The following is a 21,614-nucleotide window of genomic DNA, read 5'->3' on the forward strand; positions in this document are numbered from 1 at the left end:
ATCTATAATTGTGAAATCAAGTCATTACGTGAGAGCACCGTAAGCGGATAGATGACACGGCGCTGGGAGAGCAATAAGCTGATCGTCGAATCAAAACCGGCAATCAAACCTTCCTCCAGACTGCGCTGTGCCTGCTCACGAATGTAATCTACACCCGGGAAATCACGTCCCGGCTCAATATAATCGGCAAGGCATACCACTTTGTCCAGCAGGCTCATCCCTACCCTACCAGAAGTATGCCACCGAATGGCGTTAATAATCTCGGAATCGGACACACCATAATCCCGTTCAGCTACAAAGGCACCCACTTCCGAATGCCAAAGCTGCTTATCATGATGTAAAAGTTCTATATTTAGTCCGTTATCACGAATAACGGCTTCCATCTCGGCTACCGGCCAATATTTGGCTACGTCATGTAAAATCGCCGCTATATCCGCTTTTGCCGGATCAGCACCGTACTTTTCAGCCAAGACAACGGCTGATTCCATAACACCCTGCGTATGTTTCCAGCGTTTGGCCGGCATCTGTGCAGAGACAGCCTCGATTAACTCCTCACGGCTTAGTGCCATATAAACCGCTCCTTACAATGTATTGATGAACTGCATCCGGGATCATAAACCGCACCGAATGCCCCTTCGCCAGTCGTCTGCGTATCGCCGTAGATGAAATATCAACCAGTGGCATTTCAGCCAGCAGAACTCGTCCCTGCAATGCCTCTGGAAGATCATCCAGATGAAGTTGAAAACCTGGTCGTCCAACTCCGATAAAAGTCAATCTGGATGCCAGCTCTTCAATCTCTTCCCATTTGGGAAGATAGTTCACCATATCCGCCCCAATGATAAAATAAAACTCATGCTCAGGGAAACGGCGCCACAACTCACGCATGGTGTCAATTGTATAAGATACGCCGCCAAGCTCCATTTCGATACCCAGTACCTCATACTGCGGAGCTTGCTTCACAGCTGCCTCAGTCATTGCCAGGCGTTGTTGCCCCGTCGCACCTGCACTGGGTTTGTGAGGCGGGACATGGGACGGCATAAACCAGATTTCATCCAGTGCATGCGAATCCCTTGCCGCTTCCGCTGCCAGCAGATGCCCCATGTGGATCGGATCAAACGTACCGCCCATGATGCCGATCTTCACCCGCGCCACGCTCCTTATCTTGGAAGTTCGATTTGTTTATTGTCGCGTGATTCTTTGTAGAGAATAATTGTGCTACCAATCACTTGTACGAGTTCACTGCCTGTTTCACGAGCGACCTCTGCAGCGATTTCATTTTTATCATCGAGGTTATTGTTGAGCACTTGGACTTTCATCAGTTCGCGCTTTTCAATCGCCTCTTCGATGTGGCGGAACAAATGCTCATTCGTGCCCCCCTTGCCAATCTGAAACACAGGGGTCAGATGATGTGCTTGTGACCGCAAAAAGCGCTTTTGTTTACCAGTTAACATGAATACTTCATACTCCTTATGTTGAGCAGGCCCTGCATGTAGCGCGAGGCTGTTTTTCAGGGCCTGGCCGTTCAATTATTATTTTTCAAAACTATCCAGTACCGCACGTCTCATCGTGTCGACAGGAGCGGGGATGCCAAGCCAGTGTTCGAATGCGACGGCCCCTTGATAAACAAACATCCCTAGTCCGCCATGCACGGTGCATCCGCGCAAACGGGACTCACGGAGTAGACGGGTCTCGAGCGGGTTGTAAATCAGATCGCTGACAGCTGCCCCTTCGCGAATCCATGCAGGATCAACTGGAACATCATCCACATGTGGATGCATGCCCGCTGCTGTCGTATTAATAACGATATCTGCCGTTGCTAGTACCGCCTGAGCATCCTGCATCCCGTTGCCAGAGATGTCTCCCAGACCATGACTTCGCAGATCCGTAGCAAGAGTAAGTGCTCTGTCAGCCGTGCGGTTCAGGATGCTGATCTGTTCAGGCTTTTCCAGTGCAAGCGCATAGATAACACCTCTTGCCGCGCCGCCTGCGCCTAGAACAGCGATCCGTTTCCCTTCAAGCTGGGGAACAGCCTCTTCTTTCAACGAGCGCACATATCCAATTCCGTCAGTATTGTACCCTGTCAGCTTGCCATTGTCATTCACGATCGTATTTACCGCTCCAATCAAACGAGCACTGTCATCGATCACATCGAGGTATTGCATCACCTGCTCCTTATGCGGAATCGTGACATTAACACCGCGATAACCCAAGGCAACAATACCACGAATCGCAGCTTCGAGCTGATCAGGCTGCACATGGAGCGGCATGTACATTCCGTGCACACCTGCCGCTTGCAAAGCAGCATTATGCATGGCCGGAGATTTGGAATGAGCAATCGGGTCACCCATTACACCCAGCAGTACAGGAAGTGAAGAATTGAACTTATTTTCTGCTGACATCGATACGCCTCCGATCTGATCCGTTGTTCGAATTCGTTCTGGCATCCAAACTAGATCAGGGAAGGACGAATCTGCACCCGAATGCCTTTTGGAGCATGGACAGCCACTAAAGCACCGTTATCTCCGTTAACTTTGATCCAGCCCAGACCAGAGATGAATATATCTGACTGACTGCCACGTTTAATTCGGAATTCATGTCTCGTCCATTCCGGCATCTCAGCGGCGTTCTCCCGTGTTGGTGGAGCGAGCAATTCCCCTAAATGTTCACGGTATAGATCATCTGCCCGATCCAGCTTCGTCCGGTGGATGTTCATAGCAGTGCTGATAAAACAAGTGAACGATTGGCGATCCCCTTCAATAAAATCAAACCGGGCCATACCACCGAAGAATAGTGTCTGGCCGGAATTCAATTGATACACCGCAGGTTTAAGCGGTTTTTCTGGCATAATTGCAGCCAGATCCTTACGGGATACAATTTCACTGAAGCGCCAAGGATACACAATTCCCGGCGTATCAATAATATATTTTCCATCGTCTAGCGGAATGTTCACCATATCCAGTGTCGTTCCCGGATAACGCGAGGTTGTCAGTTCCTGTTCCAGATCGCTGTAGTCTCGGATCAGACGGTTGATCAGTGTCGATTTACCGACATTGGTTCCACCGACAACGTACACATCCCGATCTCCACGGTACGTGCCTACGAGCTCAAGCAGACGGTCAAAGCCTTGGTTTTGCTTCGCACTGCAGAGCACTACATCTACTGTCCGAAGGCCTTGTTCTTTGGCTTGCTTTTGCACCCAGTTCCGAACTTTGTTCCAGTTGGTGACTTTAGGAAGCAAGTCCGTTTTGTTCACGGCAAGCAGTACCGGATTGTTTCCGACAAAGCGTTGCAAGCCAGAGATAATACTGCCATCAAAATCAAACAAATCAACGATATGAATGACGAGCGCATCCTTATCCCCGATTTTGCTGAGCAGAGCCAGGAACTCGTCCTGATCCACCGTTACAGATGATGACTCATTATAATTTTTGATACGGAAACAGCGCTGGCAGATGACCGGTTCACGGTCAAGTGCTTTTTCTGGAAGATATCCGGGCAAATCCGGATTTTCCGTTTGCAAATTCACGCCGCATCCACTGCATCTTACGGCAATGTTGCCGTTATGCGGTTCTGTCATTTCTTTTTTTCCTCCTCAAGCCATAAGCCTTTCTTACGCAAATTCGACAGAGCAATCCGTTCTACTCTCCGGTTAAAGCGAGTCATGAAACCCTCATCCCCGATGGAAATGGGCAGTACCAGAACCGTATAGAGTCCAAGTCTGTTCCCACCATAAACATCGGTCAGCATCTGGTCCCCTACAACAATCGTTTTTTCGGGAGCAAGCTCCATCATCTTCATTGCTTTACGAAACGGTACATTCGATGGTTTGCGTGCACTATGCACAAACTGGATATCCAGCGGAGTGGCAAACAGGGACACCCGATTCAGATTGTTATTGGACACAATCATCAGCTTGAATCCCACCTCTTTTACACGCGCGAACCATTCGATCAATTCCGGTGTAGCATCAGGTGCTTTGGCTCCAACAAGCGTATTATCCAGGTCAGTTATGATTCCACGATACCCTTGAGCGTACAGTTCGTCCAAATCAATATCAAAAACTGTGTCTACACGCAGCTTGGGCATTAACATTTTAAACAAAGAAGTCACCTCAGTTTCATACGACACACTATATCACAAATCTGTCTTTCCTGAAAACGAAAACACCCTATATCACGTTAAAAAAAGGAAAAACGGGACGGGCATGATCTATGCCCGTTCCGCTTTCAGTTCCTTCCGCAGCTTCAAAGCTGCCTGATAGACAACCTTCCAATCATCGGCGGTTACGGTTGCCGGACTGTAGCGGGTCTGTTCAAACTTCATTAATAGCTCTTCAAAAGTCGTCTGGGCAGATGGTCTAAGCTGACTCCAGCGAGTTACAGACTCACGAAGCGTTTCGTCCCCACTGCGCGACAGACCTCGTCTTCTCGCATAACGAATCCAGCGTTCTGTCTCAGCCAGCACCTTCTGTTCAGGTGTCAGCGGTCTGCCGGTCCGCAGGCGAAGTAACAAGAATCGCAACGAAAGGCGGTTGCGCCAGAACATATAGGCTACCCACAGTGCGATAACAGCAACGGCAATCCAGATTACAAAGGTTGGAATCATATTTGTAGTCTGCTCAGGTGTTGGTGCTTGTTTTTCTTCTTGAATCGGTTCTTCCTCTGGTTGATCTTCCGGCTGATCAGCCGGCTGAACCTCAGGTGATTCGGTCAGTAGCGGCATATCAAACCCCGGGGTTGCTTCAACCGGAATCCATCCGTACTCACCAAAATACACTTCTGCCCACGAATGAGCGTCTGCATTCGTAACCGTGTAGGTCGTTTCAATGGGGGCGCCCGGCTGACGAGGAGCCTGCATGTCCGAGTTCAGCGACATCTGTCCGGGCGCATAACCTTTTACCCATCTGGCTGGAATACCTTCCGCCCTTGCCATCATCACAAGAGCGGTGGAAAAGTAATCACAATATCCTTCACGAATATCAAACAAGAAACCTTCAACAAAATCATTGCTCACTTTCCGGGATAGATCCGGATTGTTGGTGTAATTGAAGTTTTGTTGTAAATAGTCTTGCAGTAATGCTACTTTTTCATACGGTGTTTTTGCAGACGCTGTAACCTCGGCAGCGAGATCCTTTACCCTTTCGGGGAATCGGGAAGGTAGTTGTAAATACTTGTCCTCTGCCGGATTGCTTGTATACAGAGCATCTGCTGATTTAGTGCGTAACTCATCTTCCACGATAATCGGTACTTCGGATACAACCGTATAGTTTTTGGGATATTGCGGCTGCTGACGCGATGTAACCACGTGCAACTCCGCCCGCTCCGTATTCCAAAGCATACGACCCGCTCTTTCTTCGCCATTCACCGAGCTCACCTGTGATATGGAATATGCGCCAAACAAAATGGGATATACCGTGTCATTCAGCATCGTTACTTTCTGCGTGACTTTTTTCGTTTTTACTTTGCCAGCCTCTTCATTTTCCAGCGTTTGACTGGCTGACACATTCTCCATAGAAGCACGTCCAGGCTCATCCCAGCCCGTACCTGTATACTCAGAACGCGTTTCCCCTCGCCAGTAGCTTCGGTCACTGGTCGTAATGGACATGACGGGGGTGTAATCAAAGTTAAATCCTCCGCCAAGCTGACTGTCCTCGCGGCTGTATCCTGACTCCGTCGCTGTAGGAAGATCCAGTACTCCATTCCCGGTTTGGTTTGCGGATGTTCCCGTGTAATTCCTCCAAGCGGTGTACGGATCGGTCAAGGTTGGCGGAATTTCCGGCATGTTCACACTGGCAACAATAATTAATGAGAAAATGATAGCAATATTCGCCAGTATTTTATAAGGATACCGAATCATTCGTTTCCAGCCCTGCGGGTACTGTAACTGATAATTACGGAAATGCTGACATACGAGCCACCCCATACCTGCAAACATCACCCAAGCGATCTCAACCCAGAGCGGAATTTGAGTAAAAGAATCCAGGATGCCTAGAGATATGATATTCACTCCCAGAAACACAAGAATGCGGCGGGTTGAGTTTACAAGGCGAAGCGCAGCCTCCAACATCACCCACGCACACAAGGAAAACCAGACGTACGGAGGCATGTGCAAGATAAATTGCTCCACACGCTCTGTTAGCGTTCCGTAAGGGATGTAAACCATGTAATCAATCAACGTTTTATGCAAAATATATAAGAGAACAACGGCCTTGATTATCGTTCGATACAGCATTCTAAAGGGAACAATGACCTCCAAAATACTTACAGCCGCCAGAGTCCACAGCACCAGCGATGTTGTCTCGGTGTACCATGACTCCTGGGTGAACGATATCCATTGCAGCGCAATGAGAAATATCCAGAGCAAACTTGCCGCATGATACCAGGATCTTTTCAGTCCCAAACTTTCATTTCTTATGGCATTCATACCGAACCTCCCCCCATAACCGTCGGAAGCTCCTGCAGATGAGCAACGGTGAATGATCTCGTGCCCCTGCCACGCAGCATGGCATTCCATTCCTTACTTTGGCGGGATTCGTTGGAATCAATCAAAATGTGACATGGAGTCATGCCACGTGTATCTGCCCAACGAAGCAGCTCAATTATTTTTTCATCTTTTTGGGGAGAAATGACAACAAAATAAGCTCCCTGTGGGAACTGACGCGCTATTTTCTCAACTCCAGGCAACAAGGTAGCATCCTTTCCGTTATCCTGGATATCCACGAGATGATGCATCATCTTCTGCCGTTCAATCAGACTTTCACTTGGAGGCATGAAGGATGACTTATCAGCCAGGGTTAACAACCCCATCCCCATGCGTTCCCTACTGCCATAGTCTAGCAGAGAAGCTGTAGTAGAAACGGCCAGTTCGAATGCTTCACCGTGCGGATAGCTCCTGCCGAGCGCATCCAAAACCAGGATGGTTTTAGGCACAGACTCATGTTCAAATTCTTTAGACTTCCAGTTGCCTGTTTTGGCTGTGGCATTCCAGTGAATGCGAGAAAGTCGGTCCCCGTAAACGTAGTCACGCACACCGTTGATCTGGGTTGTTTCCCTGCGTGAACGTGTCAAGGCTGTTTGTGGTCCAGACAAGCGTGACTTGCGATCATAAAGCTGCCAATAAGGAATAAATACCGTACGAGGTAAAACACGAAATTCACCGCTGGCCTTGAATGTTCCACGATGTTCGATCAATCCAAAAATATCCTCGCTAGCACATTCCGTTTCCGAGAAAACATATTTCCCCCGCTCAAGCGGCGGAGTTTGAAAGGAAAGTTCACCCGTTCCCCTCATACTCGGGATCAGACTCTCCTTAAATGACCACGATTCCCCATTGTGTCGATGTAACATCTCACGCACAACCACATAAGGAAGCGGAAGAAATCCCGGAATGGTCAAGTTCAGCTTCACCCGCACCTGATCACCGGCATGAAGCAGTTCTTCATGATCCTGTCCCGAGGAGAGCCTCCGTACGCCCTGAGCCCGTTTCACACCGCTGAATCCAGCAATGGCAAGATACAGGCAAAGCAACGTTACCATGGACAGTAGCATAAGTGAGGTCTTTCCCCCTTGAAATAAAACGTACGCCAGACAGCACATCCACACCACGGCGATGCCCCATACGCGAGGGTGGCGTAAGCCTCGATTGACTGTAGTCAAAAGCGGTCTCATCAACTATTGCCCCATCGATACAGGCACACGAACCTGCTGTAATACAGCGTTCAGAACGGCCTCTGAGCTCATGCTGTCCAATCTGGATTCGGGACGAAGTACAATACGATGAGAGATGACATACGGAGCCATCGTTTTCACATCATCCGGTAGCACGTAGTCTCTTTCTTGTATGAAGGCAAAAGCTTTTACGGCCATCATGAAGGAAATCGCAGCCCTTGGGCTCGCTCCTAATAAAACAGACGGGTGCGTGCGCGTGTGGCGAACAACGTCCAACAGATAATCCATCACAGGATCTCCGATGAACACTTCTTTAATCTCTTGCTGGATAGCCGAGATCTGGTCCATGTGAGTCACGGATTCAAGCCGATCTACCGGTTGGCCCGACTGATGTTGCTTCAGCAACGTCTTTTCAATATCCTTGTCGGGATAACCGAGACTGATTTTTAACATAAAGCGGTCGAGTTGCGCTTCGGGTAACGTATAGGTCCCCTCAAAGTCAATCGGATTCTGCGTAGCACAGAGCATAAAAGGATGCGGGAGATCGTACGTGTCGCCGTCTACGGTTACACTGCGCTCCTCCATGACCTCCAGCAATGCAGATTGCGTTTTCGTCGTTGCACGGTTAATCTCGTCTGCGAGCAAAATATTGGTCATAACCGGACCCGGTCGGAAATAAAAACGCTCATCCTTCGGATGGAAAACAGAAACTCCCGTAATATCACTTGGCAGGATATCAGGATTACATTGAATACGCCGGTATTCCCCGCGCATGGATTTCGATAGTGCTTTGATCAGCTGTGTTTTGCCCGTTCCCGGTACGTCTTCAATCAGAACGTGTCCACCTGCTAGCAAAGCTGTGAGTAAAAGTTGAATTTCAAAGGACTTCCCCATAATGCAGGACTCCAGATTTGAACGAACTGCAGAGATGATTTGGATCGACTCTTTGCGCACAGGCATGTGGTCTAACCTCCTAAAAAAGCATACAGATTTCCTTTTATTGTACATGATCCAACGTCACGAGTACACTCGAAGGAACTCACAATTTGTTTCCAGTCGTCTGATTCACCGCAATTAACGCATGAATACGACAAAAAAAAGGCCGCGGATCACATCGATCCGAAGCCTCTGCTTATCACAGCATATATTTTAAAATTTAACCTTTTGGGCGAACAACCAGTGCCGCGAGAAAAGAAAAGATAATCGCCGACGATATCCCTGCCGCGGTGAGGTCAAAAATACCGGTGATCACGCCAATCCATCCCTCTTTTTCCAGTTCAGTTAAAGCTCCGTGCACCAAGGAATTCCCAAAGCTTGTAATAGGTACCGATGCTCCTGCGCCAGCGAATTTCACCAGAGGGTCGTACAAGCCAAAGGCATCTGCTACCGCACCGGCCACCACCAGCGTACTCATCGTATGCGCGGGTGTCAGCTTCACGCCATCCATCAACAGCTGTCCGATTACACAGATCAGACCACCTACGATAAAAGCCCATAGAAATTGCATATCTCTTAACCCTCCTGTTCAATGGCGACAGCATGTGCAATACAAGGAATGCTTTCACCCTGCTGATATGAGAGTGGAGACAGGAGCGCTCCTGTCGCAACCACAAGTACACGCTTCAGATCCCCTTTTTGCATCCGGTTCAGGATGTGACCGTAAGTAACGGTAGCAGAACATCCGCAGCCGCTCCCTCCGGCAACGACTTGAGGCTGATTCTCCCGATCATAGATCATGAGTCCGCAATCGTTAAACACGGTCTGCTCCATCGGAATCCCTTCTTTATGCAAAAGTTCCTTCGTTATAGGCAAACCGACCGAAGCCAGATCGCCTGTAACGATGAGATCATAATACCCCGGCTCCAGTCCGGTATCTCTGAAGTGAGAAATAATCGTATCTGCGGCTGCCGGTGCCATCGCTGCACCCATATTAAAAGGATCTTTGATGCCGAGATCCATAATGCGGCCAATCGTTGCTTTTGCTACATACGGGCCTTGTCCTGTACGGGAAACGACACCACAACCGGAACCCGTGACGGTGTATTGAGCATATGGCGGCTTCTGGGAACCGTATTCCGTTGGATATCGAAACTGCTTTTCCACCGTACAGTTGTGACTTACCGTTCCAGCGAGCACGTAATCGCCGGCACCGGAATCAACAATCATGGAAGCCAGGGCTAACGTTTCCATTGAGGTTGAGCAGGCTCCAAATACACCGAGATAGGGTGCACCCAGTTGCCTTGCCGAAAATGAACTGCTGATAATCTGGTTCATTAGATCCCCGCCGACAAAATAATGCAGTTCTTCCTTGGTAATATTAGCGTTCACCAATGCAAGCTGAGAGGCTTGTTCCAAAAGTTTACGCTCTGCTTTTTCCCACGTTTTCTCACCGATTTCAAGATTGTCGTAAATGTAATCAAAATCAGAAGATAACGGCCCTTTGCCTTCATCTGGGCCAACAACGGTAGCTCTGCCTATAATTCGCGGCTGATGATCATACTCCCAGGTCTGGCGGCCCAGCCTTTTCATAGATGTCCACCTCCGAAGCCCAAAAAGGCATATACGACCCCAATGATGAAAGCCGCAACGACCCCAAAAACAATGACGGAACCGGCAAGCTTGAACATATTCGCTCCAACACCGAGCACCAGCCCCTCTGCACGATGTTCCAAGGCAGCAGAACACATGGAATTCGCGAATCCCGTCACCGGTACAGCTGTGCCAGCGCCCGCCCACTGCGCGATTTTGTCGTATACACCAAGACAAGTCAGGATCACGGAGATCAGAATCATAACCGCGACAGTAGGACTTGAAGCCTCCTTGGATGTCATGTCCATCCCAGCCATGAACGCTTCCTGTATGGCTTGTCCAATCAAACAGACGGTTCCCCCCACAAAGAAAGCCTTGATGCAGTTTTTCAGAATCGGGCGTGACGGCTCATGTTTTTTGGCGACCTTTTTATATTCCTTTTCATCCATCGAGAGCGATGAGGTTTTCTTTTTTCCGGTTGCAGATTGTTCCGGCAAGCTCAGGACCTCCTTTATGTGAATGGTTTGCAGTTATAGCTGAATGGCGATTGTGGAGCACTTCTATACATTGTTTGTTATTATCGGGAAGGTTATGTATCCGGCGAGAAACAGCAGATGTTTCCAAAATGAAAGAGATGGGGAAGTTGTATAGTATCACGCCGCTTAATTGTAGTTCACAACCTGTTTAGTCTATAAATAAAGAAGAATGATGACGAGCAAAATAAAGAGTACAATGAACAGCACCTTCTCATTACCTTCTTCAGGAGGCTTCATCTTGTATCCCGGCTCCTTCCTACGCTTGAACGTCGTTTAACAGGACAGCCTGATTACAGAAGAATATGGCTCCCTTTTATAATCATATTCATGAAGGCGACTTCAAGATTGAGACAACAGCGGATAGAAAAACGGAAAATCCAGACTCACCACGCAAAATCATGCCTTAAAAACGTAACATAAACATGGACATTCACTTGTGCAAGGTTCATACTATAATGTGACCAGTGGTTAATAACGAGTCCTTTGTACGAAAAAAAGGACACCAGGCCAGCAACCGTTTTACTGTGACCTGACATACATATCAACAGAGGAGTTGTTAACACATGAATGAAAAAACGTTGGACATGTTTCGCACATTAACGGAGTTCCCTTCCGCCTCCGGCTTCGAACGTGAACTGCGCGGCTGGATGAAAGAGCAATTGTCCGCATATACCGATGAATTTGTACAAGATCGCCTGGGAAGTCTCTTTGGTGTTCTGCGCGGAGATGAAACTGGCCCTAAAGTCATGGTGGCCGGACATTTTGATGAAGTTGGCTTCATGACAACAGGCATAACGGAAACGGGGATGATCAAATTCCGTCCACTCGGTGGGTGGTGGAGTCAAGCTGTGCTTTCACAGCGTCTTCAGATTATTACTCCTGAACGCCGGATTACAGGCGTTGTCGGCTCCACGCCTACGCACTTGCTGGATGAATCCCAGCGCAGCAAACCGGTAGACCTGAATTCAATGTACCTGGATATTGGCGCAGATGACCGTGCGGAAGCTGAATCGTGGGGGATTCATCCGGGAATGCAGATCGTACCGATTTGTGAATTCACACCGATGGCCAACCCTAAGAAAATTATGGCCAAAGCCTGGGATAACCGTTACGGTGTCGGTCTGGCTCTTGAACTGGTGGAAGAATTGCATAAAGAGAAGCTACCAAATATCCTCTATTCCGGTGCAACGGTTCAGGAGGAATTGGGACTTCGCGGAGCACGTACAGCTGCCAACCTCATTCAGCCGGACATTTTCTTTGCTCTGGACTGTAGTGCGGCTAATGACATGACGGGTGATAAACAATCCTTTGGTCATATCGGTCAAGGCGCATTGCTTCGTATCTTTGACCCAGGCATGTTCACGCACCGTGGAATGGTGGAGTATGTTAAGGACACTGCTGCTTCCAATAAGATCAAGACGCAATACTTCATCTCGCCAGGCGGTACGGACGCAGGCCAGGTTCACTTGAGTGGTATTGGTGTACCTTCTACCGTAATTGGCATCTGCGGCCGATATATTCATACATCTTCTTCCATTATTCATACGGATGATTACGATGCGGCTAAAGAATTGATTGTGAAGCTCGTGAAAGGTCTCGATCGTTCAACGATGGAAACCATTATTAATAACGCCTGATTCAGGCATAAATCAACGGTTTGAAGCTCTAAAGCTTGCCATTTCAGAGATACCTTATCGAATATCCTTCGAAGAGGTATCTCTTTTTTTTCATGCTCTCATATGTAGTTTAATTGTTCGAACATGTGGAGTATCAACTACATAAGATATTAAACATATCAACCAGCGGGGGACTTTGTATGGCTATGGGCAGGAACGGAAAATCAAATAAAGGTTCCAAAAAAACAAATGCCGCAAACACCCTTCTGAATGGCAATTTAAAAGGAAGAAATCTTGAGCTCATTGTTGCAGCTCTTCTGGTTAGCGGAAAATTGAGAGTGGATGCGGTGACTTTATTTCGCGAGGCTACTCTTGTTGTGGAGCTTGTTGGACAATATAAAACTTTGCAAAAAGTTACACCGTCTAATCAAGACAAACTGGTGCAGTTTCTGGATGAGATTGGCGGCGATATGACACTGAATGACGTCATACGAGCTTTCCAGCAAAGAATAAATTCCTAACGCTAAAGAAATGAGGTTCAAGCGATGTCTGACTTTGACGGCAACGGTTTTGCTGAACTATTAATTGTAGTCATCTTGGTCGTTTTGTTTGTATTTGGTTCGTCTGATATTGACGCATTGACCGATGCACCTTCACAAGGTTGAGGCTTTGTCCTTAAATGATACAACCAGAAACATATCACAGTAATCAGATGATTATAAACGCCAGTTCCAATCACTTGGACTGGCGTCTATTTATAACCTTGAAAATTTACATATACTACAGAAATAAAGGCGAGAATGCAAACCATGCCAAAATCAATGTCAGGATTACGCAGACATTTTCTACAACTGCTCCATGTTTGGTTCCCGTACTCATCAGATTTGCCCGTATACGCAGTTTTAATGGCGGCAATGGACGAATCCCCCGATTCGTCAAGGAATCGGCAAGCAGATGAAGTGCATAAGCGGAACCCCCAGCGACCCAAATTTCCGGGCCTTGCTGCTGCGTTGTACTGTACAGTAACCCCGTCCAAACAGCTGTTCCGTACAAGGTATGCGTTAATCCCCTGTGTGTAAGTGTCGTGCACAACATAAGCAGGCTGCCTGCAATCAGATTCCATGGAGCAAAAGCATGACCATAAAAGACCAAGCCCAGTCCAATGGCAAACATCAGTACTTTACGCAGTGATCGCGAAGGCAGGAACGACACAAGCCCAATGAATACAGCAAGTAGCAGATTCCACGGTTTGGCCGGAACGTAAAAATACACAAACACAGCCGCAGGCAGAAGAATCGTCTGCAACAGTCGAATGAAACTGCTCGGTAGTGCTTTCGATACCAGCAATGAATTAGGTTCATCAATATCTGGCAACAACGAGCCTATTAGTGCAACGGTTACAGCCGGAGCAGTAACCTGCATCCCAAGGAGTTGCAACACTGAAAGTGAAACGCCTGTACCGATAATCAGGTGGGATCTTCCCATCATGATGCAAAAACGTCCTTTCGAGAAAATAGGGAACGTCACCGACCCCAATCTGATCATACCTCGAAAGAAAAACAAGAACAATAGTTCGTATTTCTTATTTCTGAAAAAAATTTTTTATTCGTGATGCTCATCACACTTAATTTACTATGAATGATCTATCGTAATTAGTGAAATAAATCACATTACGATTAAGTTAGTCGATGTATAATTCAAATATAAGCCATTAAAAATGTTGGTAAATGCACAGGTTTACCCAAGGAGGCACTCACATGAACGGAAATAAAGAAAAATTAGTTGTCATTGGTAATGGAATGGCCGGAATCAGCACGGTAGAGCAAATTCTAAAATTAACTTCGCGCTTTGATATTACGGTTTTTGGTACAGAACCTTATCCCAACTACAATCGTATTATGTTGTCCTATGTCCTGGAAGGCAGTAAAACGCTGGATGACATTGTCCTTAACGATCTTCACTGGTACAAGGACTATGGCATTACGCTTCACACAGGCACAACCGTTGCCCGCATTGATGCGAAGACTCGTGAAGTTGTAACAGAAGATGGGCACCGTACTCCGTACGACAAAGTTATTATCGCAACAGGTTCAAGTTCTTTTATCCTCCCTGTACCCGGACATGACAAGCAAGGTGTCGTTGGGTTCCGTGATATCGCCGATTGCAATATCATGCTGGAAGCAGCAAAAGCATACAAAAAAGCGGCTGTCATCGGTGGCGGACTGCTGGGTCTGGAGGCCGCTAAAGGACTTGTCCAACTCGGCATGGAAGTTACCGTTGTGCATTTGATGGATGATCTGATGGAGCGCCAACTCGATCCACAGGCTTCTGCCATGTTGAAAGCGGAACTGGAACGTCAGGGAATTAAATTCAAAATGGGAGCACAAACCTCCGAACTCCTTGGTGGAGACCGGGTTGAAGGCATTCGTTTTGCCGACGAATCTGTGTTGAATGTTGATTTTGTGGTCATGGCGGTTGGTATTAAACCGAATACAGCTGTAGCTCGCGAGAGCGGTATCGAAGTCAACCGAGGCATCGTCGTGGATGACTACATGCAGACTTCACTGAAAGACGTTTACTCTGTCGGAGAATGTAATGAACATCGCGGTGTATGTTACGGACTTGTGGCGCCACTGTTTGAACAAGGAATGATTCTTGCGAAACATATTTGCGGAGTCGAAACAGCTCCGTATGAAGGCTCGGTTGTATCCACCAAATTGAAAATTTCGGGTGTAGACGTCTTCTCTACTGGCGAATTCATTGACAGCCCTGAACATACGGTGATTTCACAGAAAGACGACTGGAAACGTACTTACAAAAAAATCCTGCTTCGTGACAACAAAATGGTAGGTGCCGTACTCTTTGGTGACATTACGGATTCCGCCGAACTGCAGAAACTGATCAGGAACCAGACTGAAATGACCGATGAATTGTATGGTTCACTTATGGGTACAGGCTGCGGTGGTCATAAAAAAACGACGTCTGTTGAAACGATGCCTGAAGATGAAATCGTTTGTGGATGTAACGGCGTAACCAAAGGTGCCATCGTGGATGTCATTACCAACCAGGGTCTAACTACAGTTGACGAGATTAAAGCCTGTACAGGTGCAACCCGCTCTTGCGGAGGATGTAAGCCGGTAGTCGAACAGATTCTGCAATATGTGCTAGGAGATAACTTCACTGCCGGAGCCAAACAGGGAATCTGCAGCTGCACCTCCCTCGGACGGGATGAGATTGTAGCTGAAATCCGGGAAAAAGGCTTGCAAACGAACAAGGAAGTCATGAATGTACTTGGCTGGAGCCAGCCCGAGGGTTGCTCGAAATGCCGTCCGGCCATCAACTACTATCTGGGTATGATCTATCCGGACACACACGAGGATGAAAAGGAATCCCGTTTTGTTAACGAACGTATGAACGCCAACATTCAAAAAGACGGAACATACACCGTTGTACCTCGGATGTACGGCGGGGTAACGACACCAGCCGATCTGAAAAAGATCGCCGACGTTTCGGTTAAATATGATATCAAAGCGGTTAAAGTGACGGGCGGTCAACGTCTGGATCTCATCGGTGTCAAAAAAGAAGATTTGACTAAAGTGTGGGCTGAACTGGATATGCCTTCGGGTTATGCCTATGCAAAATCGCTTCGTACTGTTAAAACGTGTGTCGGCTCCCAGTTCTGCCGCTTCGGTACACAAGATTCCATGGCCATGGGTGCACGAATCGAACGTAAATTTGAACGTCTTGATCTGCCAGCCAAATTCAAATATGCCGTGAACGGCTGTCCTCGGAACTGTGCAGAAGCATGCACGAAGGATATCGGGATCGTCGGGAATGACGGCGGCTGGGAAATCTTCATCGGTGGTAACGGCGGGATCAAAGCAAGACTTGCTGACTCGCTGTGCAAAGTGAAAACCGATGATGAACTGATTGAGCTGTGCGGAGCCATCATGCAGTATTACCGGGAGACAGGTAACTATCTGGAGCGTACTTCGGAATGGGTAGAACGCATGGGTCTGGAGCACATTCGCTCGGTTGTTGTGGATAATGTGGAGGAACGTAAAGCGTTGATGGAACGGATCGAGTTTGCCCTCGCACAGGTGGAAGAACCATGGAAAAAAGCGATTCGTGATGAAGAAGGCCAAAGTAAAATGTTCCATAGCATTGAAGTTACGGCACGTCCATAAACCAACTTAGATTATATGGGATTCAAGTAGAGAAACCAATGGATACAAAAGGAGTGGTTTACGATGACAACCAAACAAACAGGTACGTATTTCCCGGCTGGAGCTATAGATGAATTTCTGCCACGCATTGGCAGAGTTGTCGAGATCGAAGATCTTCAGCTTGCGGTATTCCGTGCTTCGGATGGCACCATCTTTGCTGCTGATAACCATAACCCCCACCCTAAGGGTGGACCGCTGGCGGAAGGCATAGTCTCAGGGCACTACCTCTATGATCCGCTGTACGACTGGAAAATTGATTTGACGACAGGTCAGGTGCAGGCACCAGACACCGGTCAAGTGCAGATGTATCCGGTCAAGGTCGAGAATGACCAGGTCTGGATTGCTGTATAACCTCTGCTCTGCTGTACAATGGAGATTGAGATTGATGTTGACTAATGGGGGAAACCGTGATGTATACACCAAGTGTTGAAGGAATTATTGAGGCTGCCGTCAAAAAGAGAGATCAGATGAATGCAAGTTTACCACGTTACATGGTCGCTGCCTTAATGGCAGGCGCCTATGTGGGGCTAGGCATTATCCTGATTTTTAGTATCGGGGCTCCGTTGCTTGCCGCACACTCACCACTGCAAACGATGCTGATGGGTATGTCCTTCGGACTCGCCCTGACGCTGGTAATCTTTGCCGGGTCAGAGCTGTTCACAGGGAACAACATGTTTTTTACGATGAGTACACTTGCCGGACGTACCACAGTGAATGATACGCTAAAAAACTGGGGACTTGTTTTTCTAGGCAACCTGATCGGCGCCGTCCTGCTTAGCCTGCTGATTGTAGGTAGCGGCCTGTTCAAAGCAGCCACCCCGGAGCATCTTCTGTTCGTCGTTTCTGCCAAAAAAATGAGTGCTCCAGTAACTGAACTTTTCTTCCGCGGCATTCTCTGTAACTGGCTCGTATGTCTGGCCATCTGGATGTCTGCTCGCTCCAAAGAAGATATCGCCAAACTGGTTCTCATCTGGTGGTGTCTGTATGCCTTTATCGCAAGCGGTTATGAGCACAGTGTAGCCAACATGACCCTCCTGTCCCTGGCATGGCTGTTGCCTAACCACCCGGATACGATCTCGCTGGCTGGCTGGTTCCACAATATGATTCCGGTCACACTTGGTAACATCATTGGTGGCGCCCTGTTTGTCGGTATGGCCTACTGGTACACTTCACCGGTACGCAAAAAAGCATAATAAAAGCCACAGGAAACTGAATCTGATTCAGCATTCCTGTGGCTTTTTGATTTTCCCTTTACAAATTTACATAGGATGTATAGATCGTTAATCTTCGGTTAACATAACCACAGTATAGTCGGTGTATCGACCACCAAAACTAGCAAAGGATGATCACATCTATGGGAATCCATACGTACTTCCGATCGCTGAACGATCTTGAACGTATCATTCGTACCCCTGGCAAATTCAAATTCGAAGAACATTGTGTATCCGCTCACTCCTGGAAAGTCGTGCAATACGCCAAAACACTCGCCGATATCGAAGAACAGCAAGGTGTAAGTATCGATTGGAAAAAGTTATACGAGATCACCAGTAGCCATGATTATGGCGAAATTTTTATTGGTGATATCAAAACACCGGTCAAACACTACTCGCTGGAGCTTCGTTCCATGTTGCAACAGGTGGAAGAAGGCATGGTATCCCATTTTATTAATGAAAATATCCCACCTGAGTTTCAAGACATTTTCCGCAGACAACTGCGTGAAGGTAAAGATAATTCCGTTGAAGGGCTTATCCTTGAAGTAGCTGATAAAATGGATCAAGTGTATGAAGCATTTGCGGAGTTGCAACGCGGCAATACGGAAAAAGAATTCATTGTCATGTACCGCTACGCATTGATTAAGATCAAAAATATCGACCTCCACTGTGTTCGTTATTTCCTGAACCACATCCTGCCCGATATTATCGAAGAAGGTAACCGCTCCCCGTTTGATATCCGCAAAATTACGGAAGAAGCACTGTCCCAATAATCGGCCCTGCCCACCGGATGAATCGGATCCATGGACAGAGCTTTTTTGTTGCTTCAAGATGCTGGCTCGTGTCACCCTCTACAGTCATGCCGCTTCTGATTTTCACGATTGCATCGTTTAGATAAAAAAGCCCTCATCTGAACTCATTGTATAACGTCTGATATATACAGATCGTTACACGAGATCGGATGAGGACTCTCTAGCCCTACTCTACTGTATCACTACTAACTGATGAATATTTAATCATGAGCAAGTCCGCCCACATCGGGAGGTGACGTAATATCACTGCTCTGCTCCAGTGACTTGATCATTTTCAATCGTGACGTGATAATCGCAATCAGAATAACGAACAGGCCCGCAATGATAAACAGCAACGCTATGCCTCTGCCCGGCCCGGTTCCAATGATCTGACCCACGGAGGATGCCAGCGCTCCGCCCTCCACCAGCAATGGGTTAAACACATGGTCCGCCAGAAATCCAGCCAAACTGTACGCGATAATGAAACCAAGCTGGGACAGTATACCGATAATCCCCCACACTCTGCCCTGCTTTTCATTGGCAATATTGTTCCTCACCAATACATCTGCGCTCATATTAACAAATGGCAGGGAGGACAGGAACAGAAAACCCGCAAAGATAATAAAGTAAATGTTCGTCGATACACCCAGTAAGGAGAACGCCAGACCACACATGACCAAACCTGCAACCAGCACACTCGCATATTTCTTCGTCATGGTGAAAATACCGATGCACAAGCTGCTGATCAGCATACCGATCGCACTAACGGACTGAAACGTTCCCAGTGTTTTGGCATCAGTAAACGAGAGTAGCATAGGGCCAATGAGTGTTTCCAGGAACCCGAGATAGAAGGTAACCAGGGAAATGATAATAACGAGTAGCAACACGCCTTTGTTGGTGACAACCTCTCTCCAGCCCTCCTGAATATCCGTCATCCAGTTGCGATCGTCCTTTTCCTCTCGCTCCACCTTCATGCTCTTGCGAATAACGAGTACGGCCAGAATGGCAATCAGGAATGTCGCAATGTTAATGATCATAATAACTTCAATCGTTGTCACGCTAAGCAGAATACCTGCGATAATCGGTGAAAATAAAAACTTGGAGGATTCCGCGAGCTGCACCAGGCCACTCCCTTTAGAGAACTGGTCCTTATCCAGCAAGTCGGTTGCTGACGCTTTATATGCCGGACTTTGCAGCGCCGAGAACACCGAGCTGAACGCCACACCCACATAGATATGCCATAACTGTATATCACCCGTGAGCATGATCGACAGAATAAAGACCAGTCCAGCCGCAGAGCCAAGGTCACCAATAATCATCATCGTACGACGGTCAAATCGGTCAGCCATCACCCCTCCAATCGGGCGAAGCAAGATGTTGGGCAAAAACGTAAATAGCGTAATCAGCGCAACGCTGGTTGCCGTATTTGTTTTTTCGAAGGCATATACCCCCAGAGAGAACGCGGTCAGTCCGATACCAATCATCGAGATCAGTTGACCAAACCAGACAATCAGAAATTTACCAAATGATTTGTGAGCAGTTTGTTCCATGGTTACAACTCCTTTACTTGTTAAGCTTGATGTGGGAAATATAGTTCCGTTACATAAGCAAAACTTCCATGTTCAGCACCCAGAACCCGTTCCATAATCTGACTGAATGCTCTAACCTTCTTCTGAAATTCTTCTTCCTGCCAATGAAAAATGCCCTGATCCAGCAAAAACTGCGAGGAAACGAGTAAAAACTCAATGCTTTCCTGAGGAGCAGGGGTATGAAATACCCCCTCCTGAATGCCCTGTTCCACGACTTCTGCCAGAATGGGGCTGAGACGAAGAACCGTTTCAACCAGACTTTTTTGATGCATTTCTACATTTTGCACGCTGTGCAATTGCTCGATCACGCCAAGCTTGCGATCATCAGGCTGATTCTGGGTCATAATGATGCGGAAAATTTTATCATGCGCGCTGAGCTCGGGATCTGCCACGACACGTCTTGCTGCAGCTTCGCCACTCATAATAAAACGCATAACGATGGCATGCATAACCTCCTCTTTGGACTGGAAGTAGTAATAGAATGTGCCTTTGGCAATATCACAAGCATGGAGGATATCCATAATCGTTGCTTTGGTGTACCCTTTGGTCACGAACAGAATTTCGGCCGCATCCAAAATTTCATTTCTGCGTTCCTCCGGATTTTTCATCAATCTCATATTCTGTCCTCCATTACCTCTAGACCGACTGTCGGTCTATTTTAGTCATGAAGCTCTAAGTTTAGAACCCCATTTCCGTCAACCATTGTGCTAACCGACTTTCCCTTGCCTTCAAATCCAGTTTGTCCCGGTCATACTTTCCGATGTTTTTGTCTGCTACCAGATTGCCGTCCATCATAAACAGCACTCGTTCCGAGCGGGCTGCAACTTTGACGTCATGTGTCACAAGCAAAATCGTCGTTCCTGTGGCATTAATATCGCCAAGAATGTCCATGATCTCATGTGTTGATTTTGAATTCAGCGCCCCGGTAGGTTCATCTCCGAACAAAATATCCGGATTGTTGATTAAAGCCCGGCATATCGCGATCCGTTGCAGTTGCCCCCCTGAGGCTTGGGTAATGTTATGCTCAGCCAGTTCATCGATTCCCATTTTTTTCATTAATGACATTGCACGGTTGTTAATCGTGTCCCGGTTGCTGTTTTTGGCCAGATAAGCAGAAAGGATGATGTTGTCGAGCAGGTTTAAATTTTTGAGCAGATGAATGTTCTGAAAAATAAAACCCATTTTGGTCAGGCGTAGACTCGCCAGATCTTTTTCAGGGAAAGCCGATATTTGTTTACCGTTAAAAAACACACTGCCCGTGCTAATCTGATCCATGCCGCTGATGTTATAGAGCAGGGTCGATTTACCCGAACCGGACGGGCCCATAATGGAGACAAACTCTCCTTTTTTGAGCTGCAGATTAATATCTTTCAGAATGCGATGTTCTTCATTCTCGCCAATCGCTACGGATTTATTCACGTCTCTAGCTTCTAGTATTGTTGTCATCTT

At 47.4% G+C, this 21,614-nt stretch carries 22 protein-coding genes; 6 read left to right on the plus strand and 16 right to left on the minus strand.

Annotated features, from left to right (window positions below; translation table 11 throughout):
* Nucleotides 1-2: 2 nt before the first annotated feature.
* From yqeK to spoVAC, 12 genes are all read right to left on the minus strand, one after another.
* Nucleotides 3-569 (minus strand): bis(5'-nucleosyl)-tetraphosphatase (symmetrical) YqeK, encoded by a 567-nt coding sequence (gene yqeK, locus FS818_RS12870; RefSeq protein ID WP_145332223.1) that lies wholly within the window; start codon nt 567-569, stop codon nt 3-5.
* Nucleotides 553-1,143 carry a nicotinate-nucleotide adenylyltransferase gene (locus FS818_RS12875; RefSeq protein WP_145332225.1) on the minus strand — a complete coding sequence of 197 codons (591 nt, stop codon included), beginning with the start codon at nt 1,141-1,143 and terminating at the stop codon, nt 553-555. Before FS818_RS12875 ends, yqeK begins: the two co-directional genes overlap by 17 nt.
* 14 nt (nt 1,144-1,157) lie before the next feature.
* Nucleotides 1,158-1,451, minus strand: a complete 294-nt coding sequence (gene yhbY / locus FS818_RS12880) for a ribosome assembly RNA-binding protein YhbY (RefSeq protein ID WP_090914936.1) — start codon at nt 1,449-1,451, stop codon at nt 1,158-1,160.
* A gap of 78 nt (nt 1,452-1,529) precedes the next feature.
* On the minus strand, nt 1,530-2,399 hold the full coding sequence (gene aroE / locus FS818_RS12885) for a shikimate dehydrogenase (protein WP_145332883.1): 870 nt from the start codon (nt 2,397-2,399) through the stop codon (nt 1,530-1,532).
* 50 nt (nt 2,400-2,449) lie between these two features.
* A complete protein-coding gene (gene yqeH / locus FS818_RS12890) occupies nt 2,450-3,577 on the minus strand; it encodes a ribosome biogenesis GTPase YqeH (protein WP_145332227.1) in 1,128 nt (375 codons plus the stop codon).
* Nucleotides 3,574-4,101, minus strand: coding sequence for a YqeG family HAD IIIA-type phosphatase (locus tag FS818_RS12895; protein ID WP_090914942.1), 528 nt, complete (start codon nt 4,099-4,101; stop codon nt 3,574-3,576). Before FS818_RS12895 ends, yqeH begins: the two co-directional genes overlap by 4 nt.
* A gap of 108 nt (nt 4,102-4,209) precedes the next feature.
* A complete protein-coding gene (locus FS818_RS12900; RefSeq protein ID WP_145332229.1) occupies nt 4,210-6,423 on the minus strand; it encodes a DUF4129 domain-containing transglutaminase family protein in 2,214 nt (737 codons plus the stop codon).
* On the minus strand, nt 6,420-7,655 hold the full coding sequence (locus FS818_RS12905; protein ID WP_397351742.1) for a DUF58 domain-containing protein: 1,236 nt from the start codon (nt 7,653-7,655) through the stop codon (nt 6,420-6,422). The genes FS818_RS12900 and FS818_RS12905 overlap by 4 nt, the downstream gene beginning before the upstream one ends.
* Before the next feature lie 15 nt (nt 7,656-7,670).
* The gene (locus FS818_RS12910; protein WP_145332233.1) at nt 7,671-8,627 is read right to left on the minus strand and encodes an AAA family ATPase; all 957 of its coding nucleotides are present in this window, start codon (nt 8,625-8,627) and stop codon (nt 7,671-7,673) included.
* A gap of 196 nt (nt 8,628-8,823) precedes the next feature.
* Nucleotides 8,824-9,174, minus strand: a complete 351-nt coding sequence (gene spoVAE, locus FS818_RS12915) for a stage V sporulation protein AE (RefSeq protein ID WP_145332236.1) — start codon at nt 9,172-9,174, stop codon at nt 8,824-8,826.
* A gap of 5 nt (nt 9,175-9,179) precedes the next feature.
* The gene (gene spoVAD / locus FS818_RS12920) at nt 9,180-10,196 is read right to left on the minus strand and encodes a stage V sporulation protein AD (RefSeq protein WP_145332238.1); all 1,017 of its coding nucleotides are present in this window, start codon (nt 10,194-10,196) and stop codon (nt 9,180-9,182) included.
* Complete coding sequence (spoVAC, locus tag FS818_RS12925) at nt 10,193-10,645, minus strand: stage V sporulation protein AC (protein ID WP_145332884.1); 453 nt, start codon at nt 10,643-10,645, stop codon at nt 10,193-10,195. Before spoVAC ends, spoVAD begins: the two co-directional genes overlap by 4 nt.
* Before the next feature lie 650 nt (nt 10,646-11,295).
* Between spoVAC and FS818_RS12930 the strand changes: the two genes are divergently transcribed.
* Both FS818_RS12930 and FS818_RS12935 read left to right on the plus strand, forming a co-directional pair.
* Complete coding sequence (locus FS818_RS12930; RefSeq protein WP_145332240.1) at nt 11,296-12,369, plus strand: M42 family metallopeptidase; 1,074 nt, start codon at nt 11,296-11,298, stop codon at nt 12,367-12,369.
* A gap of 113 nt (nt 12,370-12,482) precedes the next feature.
* On the plus strand, nt 12,483-12,869 hold the full coding sequence (locus FS818_RS12935) for a hypothetical protein (RefSeq protein ID WP_260989838.1): 387 nt from the start codon (nt 12,483-12,485) through the stop codon (nt 12,867-12,869).
* 259 nt (nt 12,870-13,128) lie between these two features.
* On the opposite strand, the gene FS818_RS12940 is transcribed toward FS818_RS12935, so the two are convergent.
* Nucleotides 13,129-13,836: a metal-dependent hydrolase gene (locus tag FS818_RS12940; protein WP_145332885.1), complete on the minus strand. Its 708-nt coding sequence runs from the start codon at nt 13,834-13,836 to the stop codon at nt 13,129-13,131.
* A 269-nt stretch (nt 13,837-14,105) separates the two neighbouring features.
* Between FS818_RS12940 and nirB the strand changes: the two genes are divergently transcribed.
* From nirB to FS818_RS12960, 4 genes are all read left to right on the plus strand, one after another.
* Nucleotides 14,106-16,535, plus strand: a complete 2,430-nt coding sequence (nirB, locus tag FS818_RS12945; RefSeq protein ID WP_145332242.1) for a nitrite reductase large subunit NirB — start codon at nt 14,106-14,108, stop codon at nt 16,533-16,535.
* A gap of 63 nt (nt 16,536-16,598) precedes the next feature.
* The gene (gene nirD, locus FS818_RS12950) at nt 16,599-16,925 is read left to right on the plus strand and encodes a nitrite reductase small subunit NirD (protein WP_145332244.1); all 327 of its coding nucleotides are present in this window, start codon (nt 16,599-16,601) and stop codon (nt 16,923-16,925) included.
* 59 nt (nt 16,926-16,984) lie between these two features.
* A complete protein-coding gene (locus FS818_RS12955) occupies nt 16,985-17,767 on the plus strand; it encodes a formate/nitrite transporter family protein (RefSeq protein ID WP_145332246.1) in 783 nt (260 codons plus the stop codon).
* Between the two features lie 161 nt (nt 17,768-17,928).
* Nucleotides 17,929-18,558, plus strand: a complete 630-nt coding sequence (locus FS818_RS12960) for a YfbR-like 5'-deoxynucleotidase (protein WP_090914967.1) — start codon at nt 17,929-17,931, stop codon at nt 18,556-18,558.
* Between the two features lie 239 nt (nt 18,559-18,797).
* Here the strand turns inward: FS818_RS12960 and FS818_RS12965 are convergent, their stop codons facing one another.
* The 3 genes from FS818_RS12965 to FS818_RS12975 form a co-directional block, all read right to left on the minus strand.
* The gene (locus FS818_RS12965; protein ID WP_145332248.1) at nt 18,798-20,126 is read right to left on the minus strand and encodes an MFS transporter; all 1,329 of its coding nucleotides are present in this window, start codon (nt 20,124-20,126) and stop codon (nt 18,798-18,800) included.
* 20 nt (nt 20,127-20,146) lie between these two features.
* Entirely contained in the window at nt 20,147-20,782 is a 636-nt protein-coding gene (locus FS818_RS12970) for a TetR/AcrR family transcriptional regulator (protein WP_145332250.1), read from the minus strand.
* A 61-nt stretch (nt 20,783-20,843) separates the two neighbouring features.
* Complete coding sequence (locus tag FS818_RS12975) at nt 20,844-21,611, minus strand: ABC transporter ATP-binding protein (protein ID WP_145332252.1); 768 nt, start codon at nt 21,609-21,611, stop codon at nt 20,844-20,846.
* Nucleotides 21,612-21,614 lie beyond the last annotated feature (3 nt).

Origin of the sequence: Paenibacillus xylanexedens, assembly GCF_007680605.1 — a bacterium.
GTDB lineage: Bacteria > Bacillota > Bacilli > Paenibacillales > Paenibacillaceae > Paenibacillus > Paenibacillus xylanexedens_B.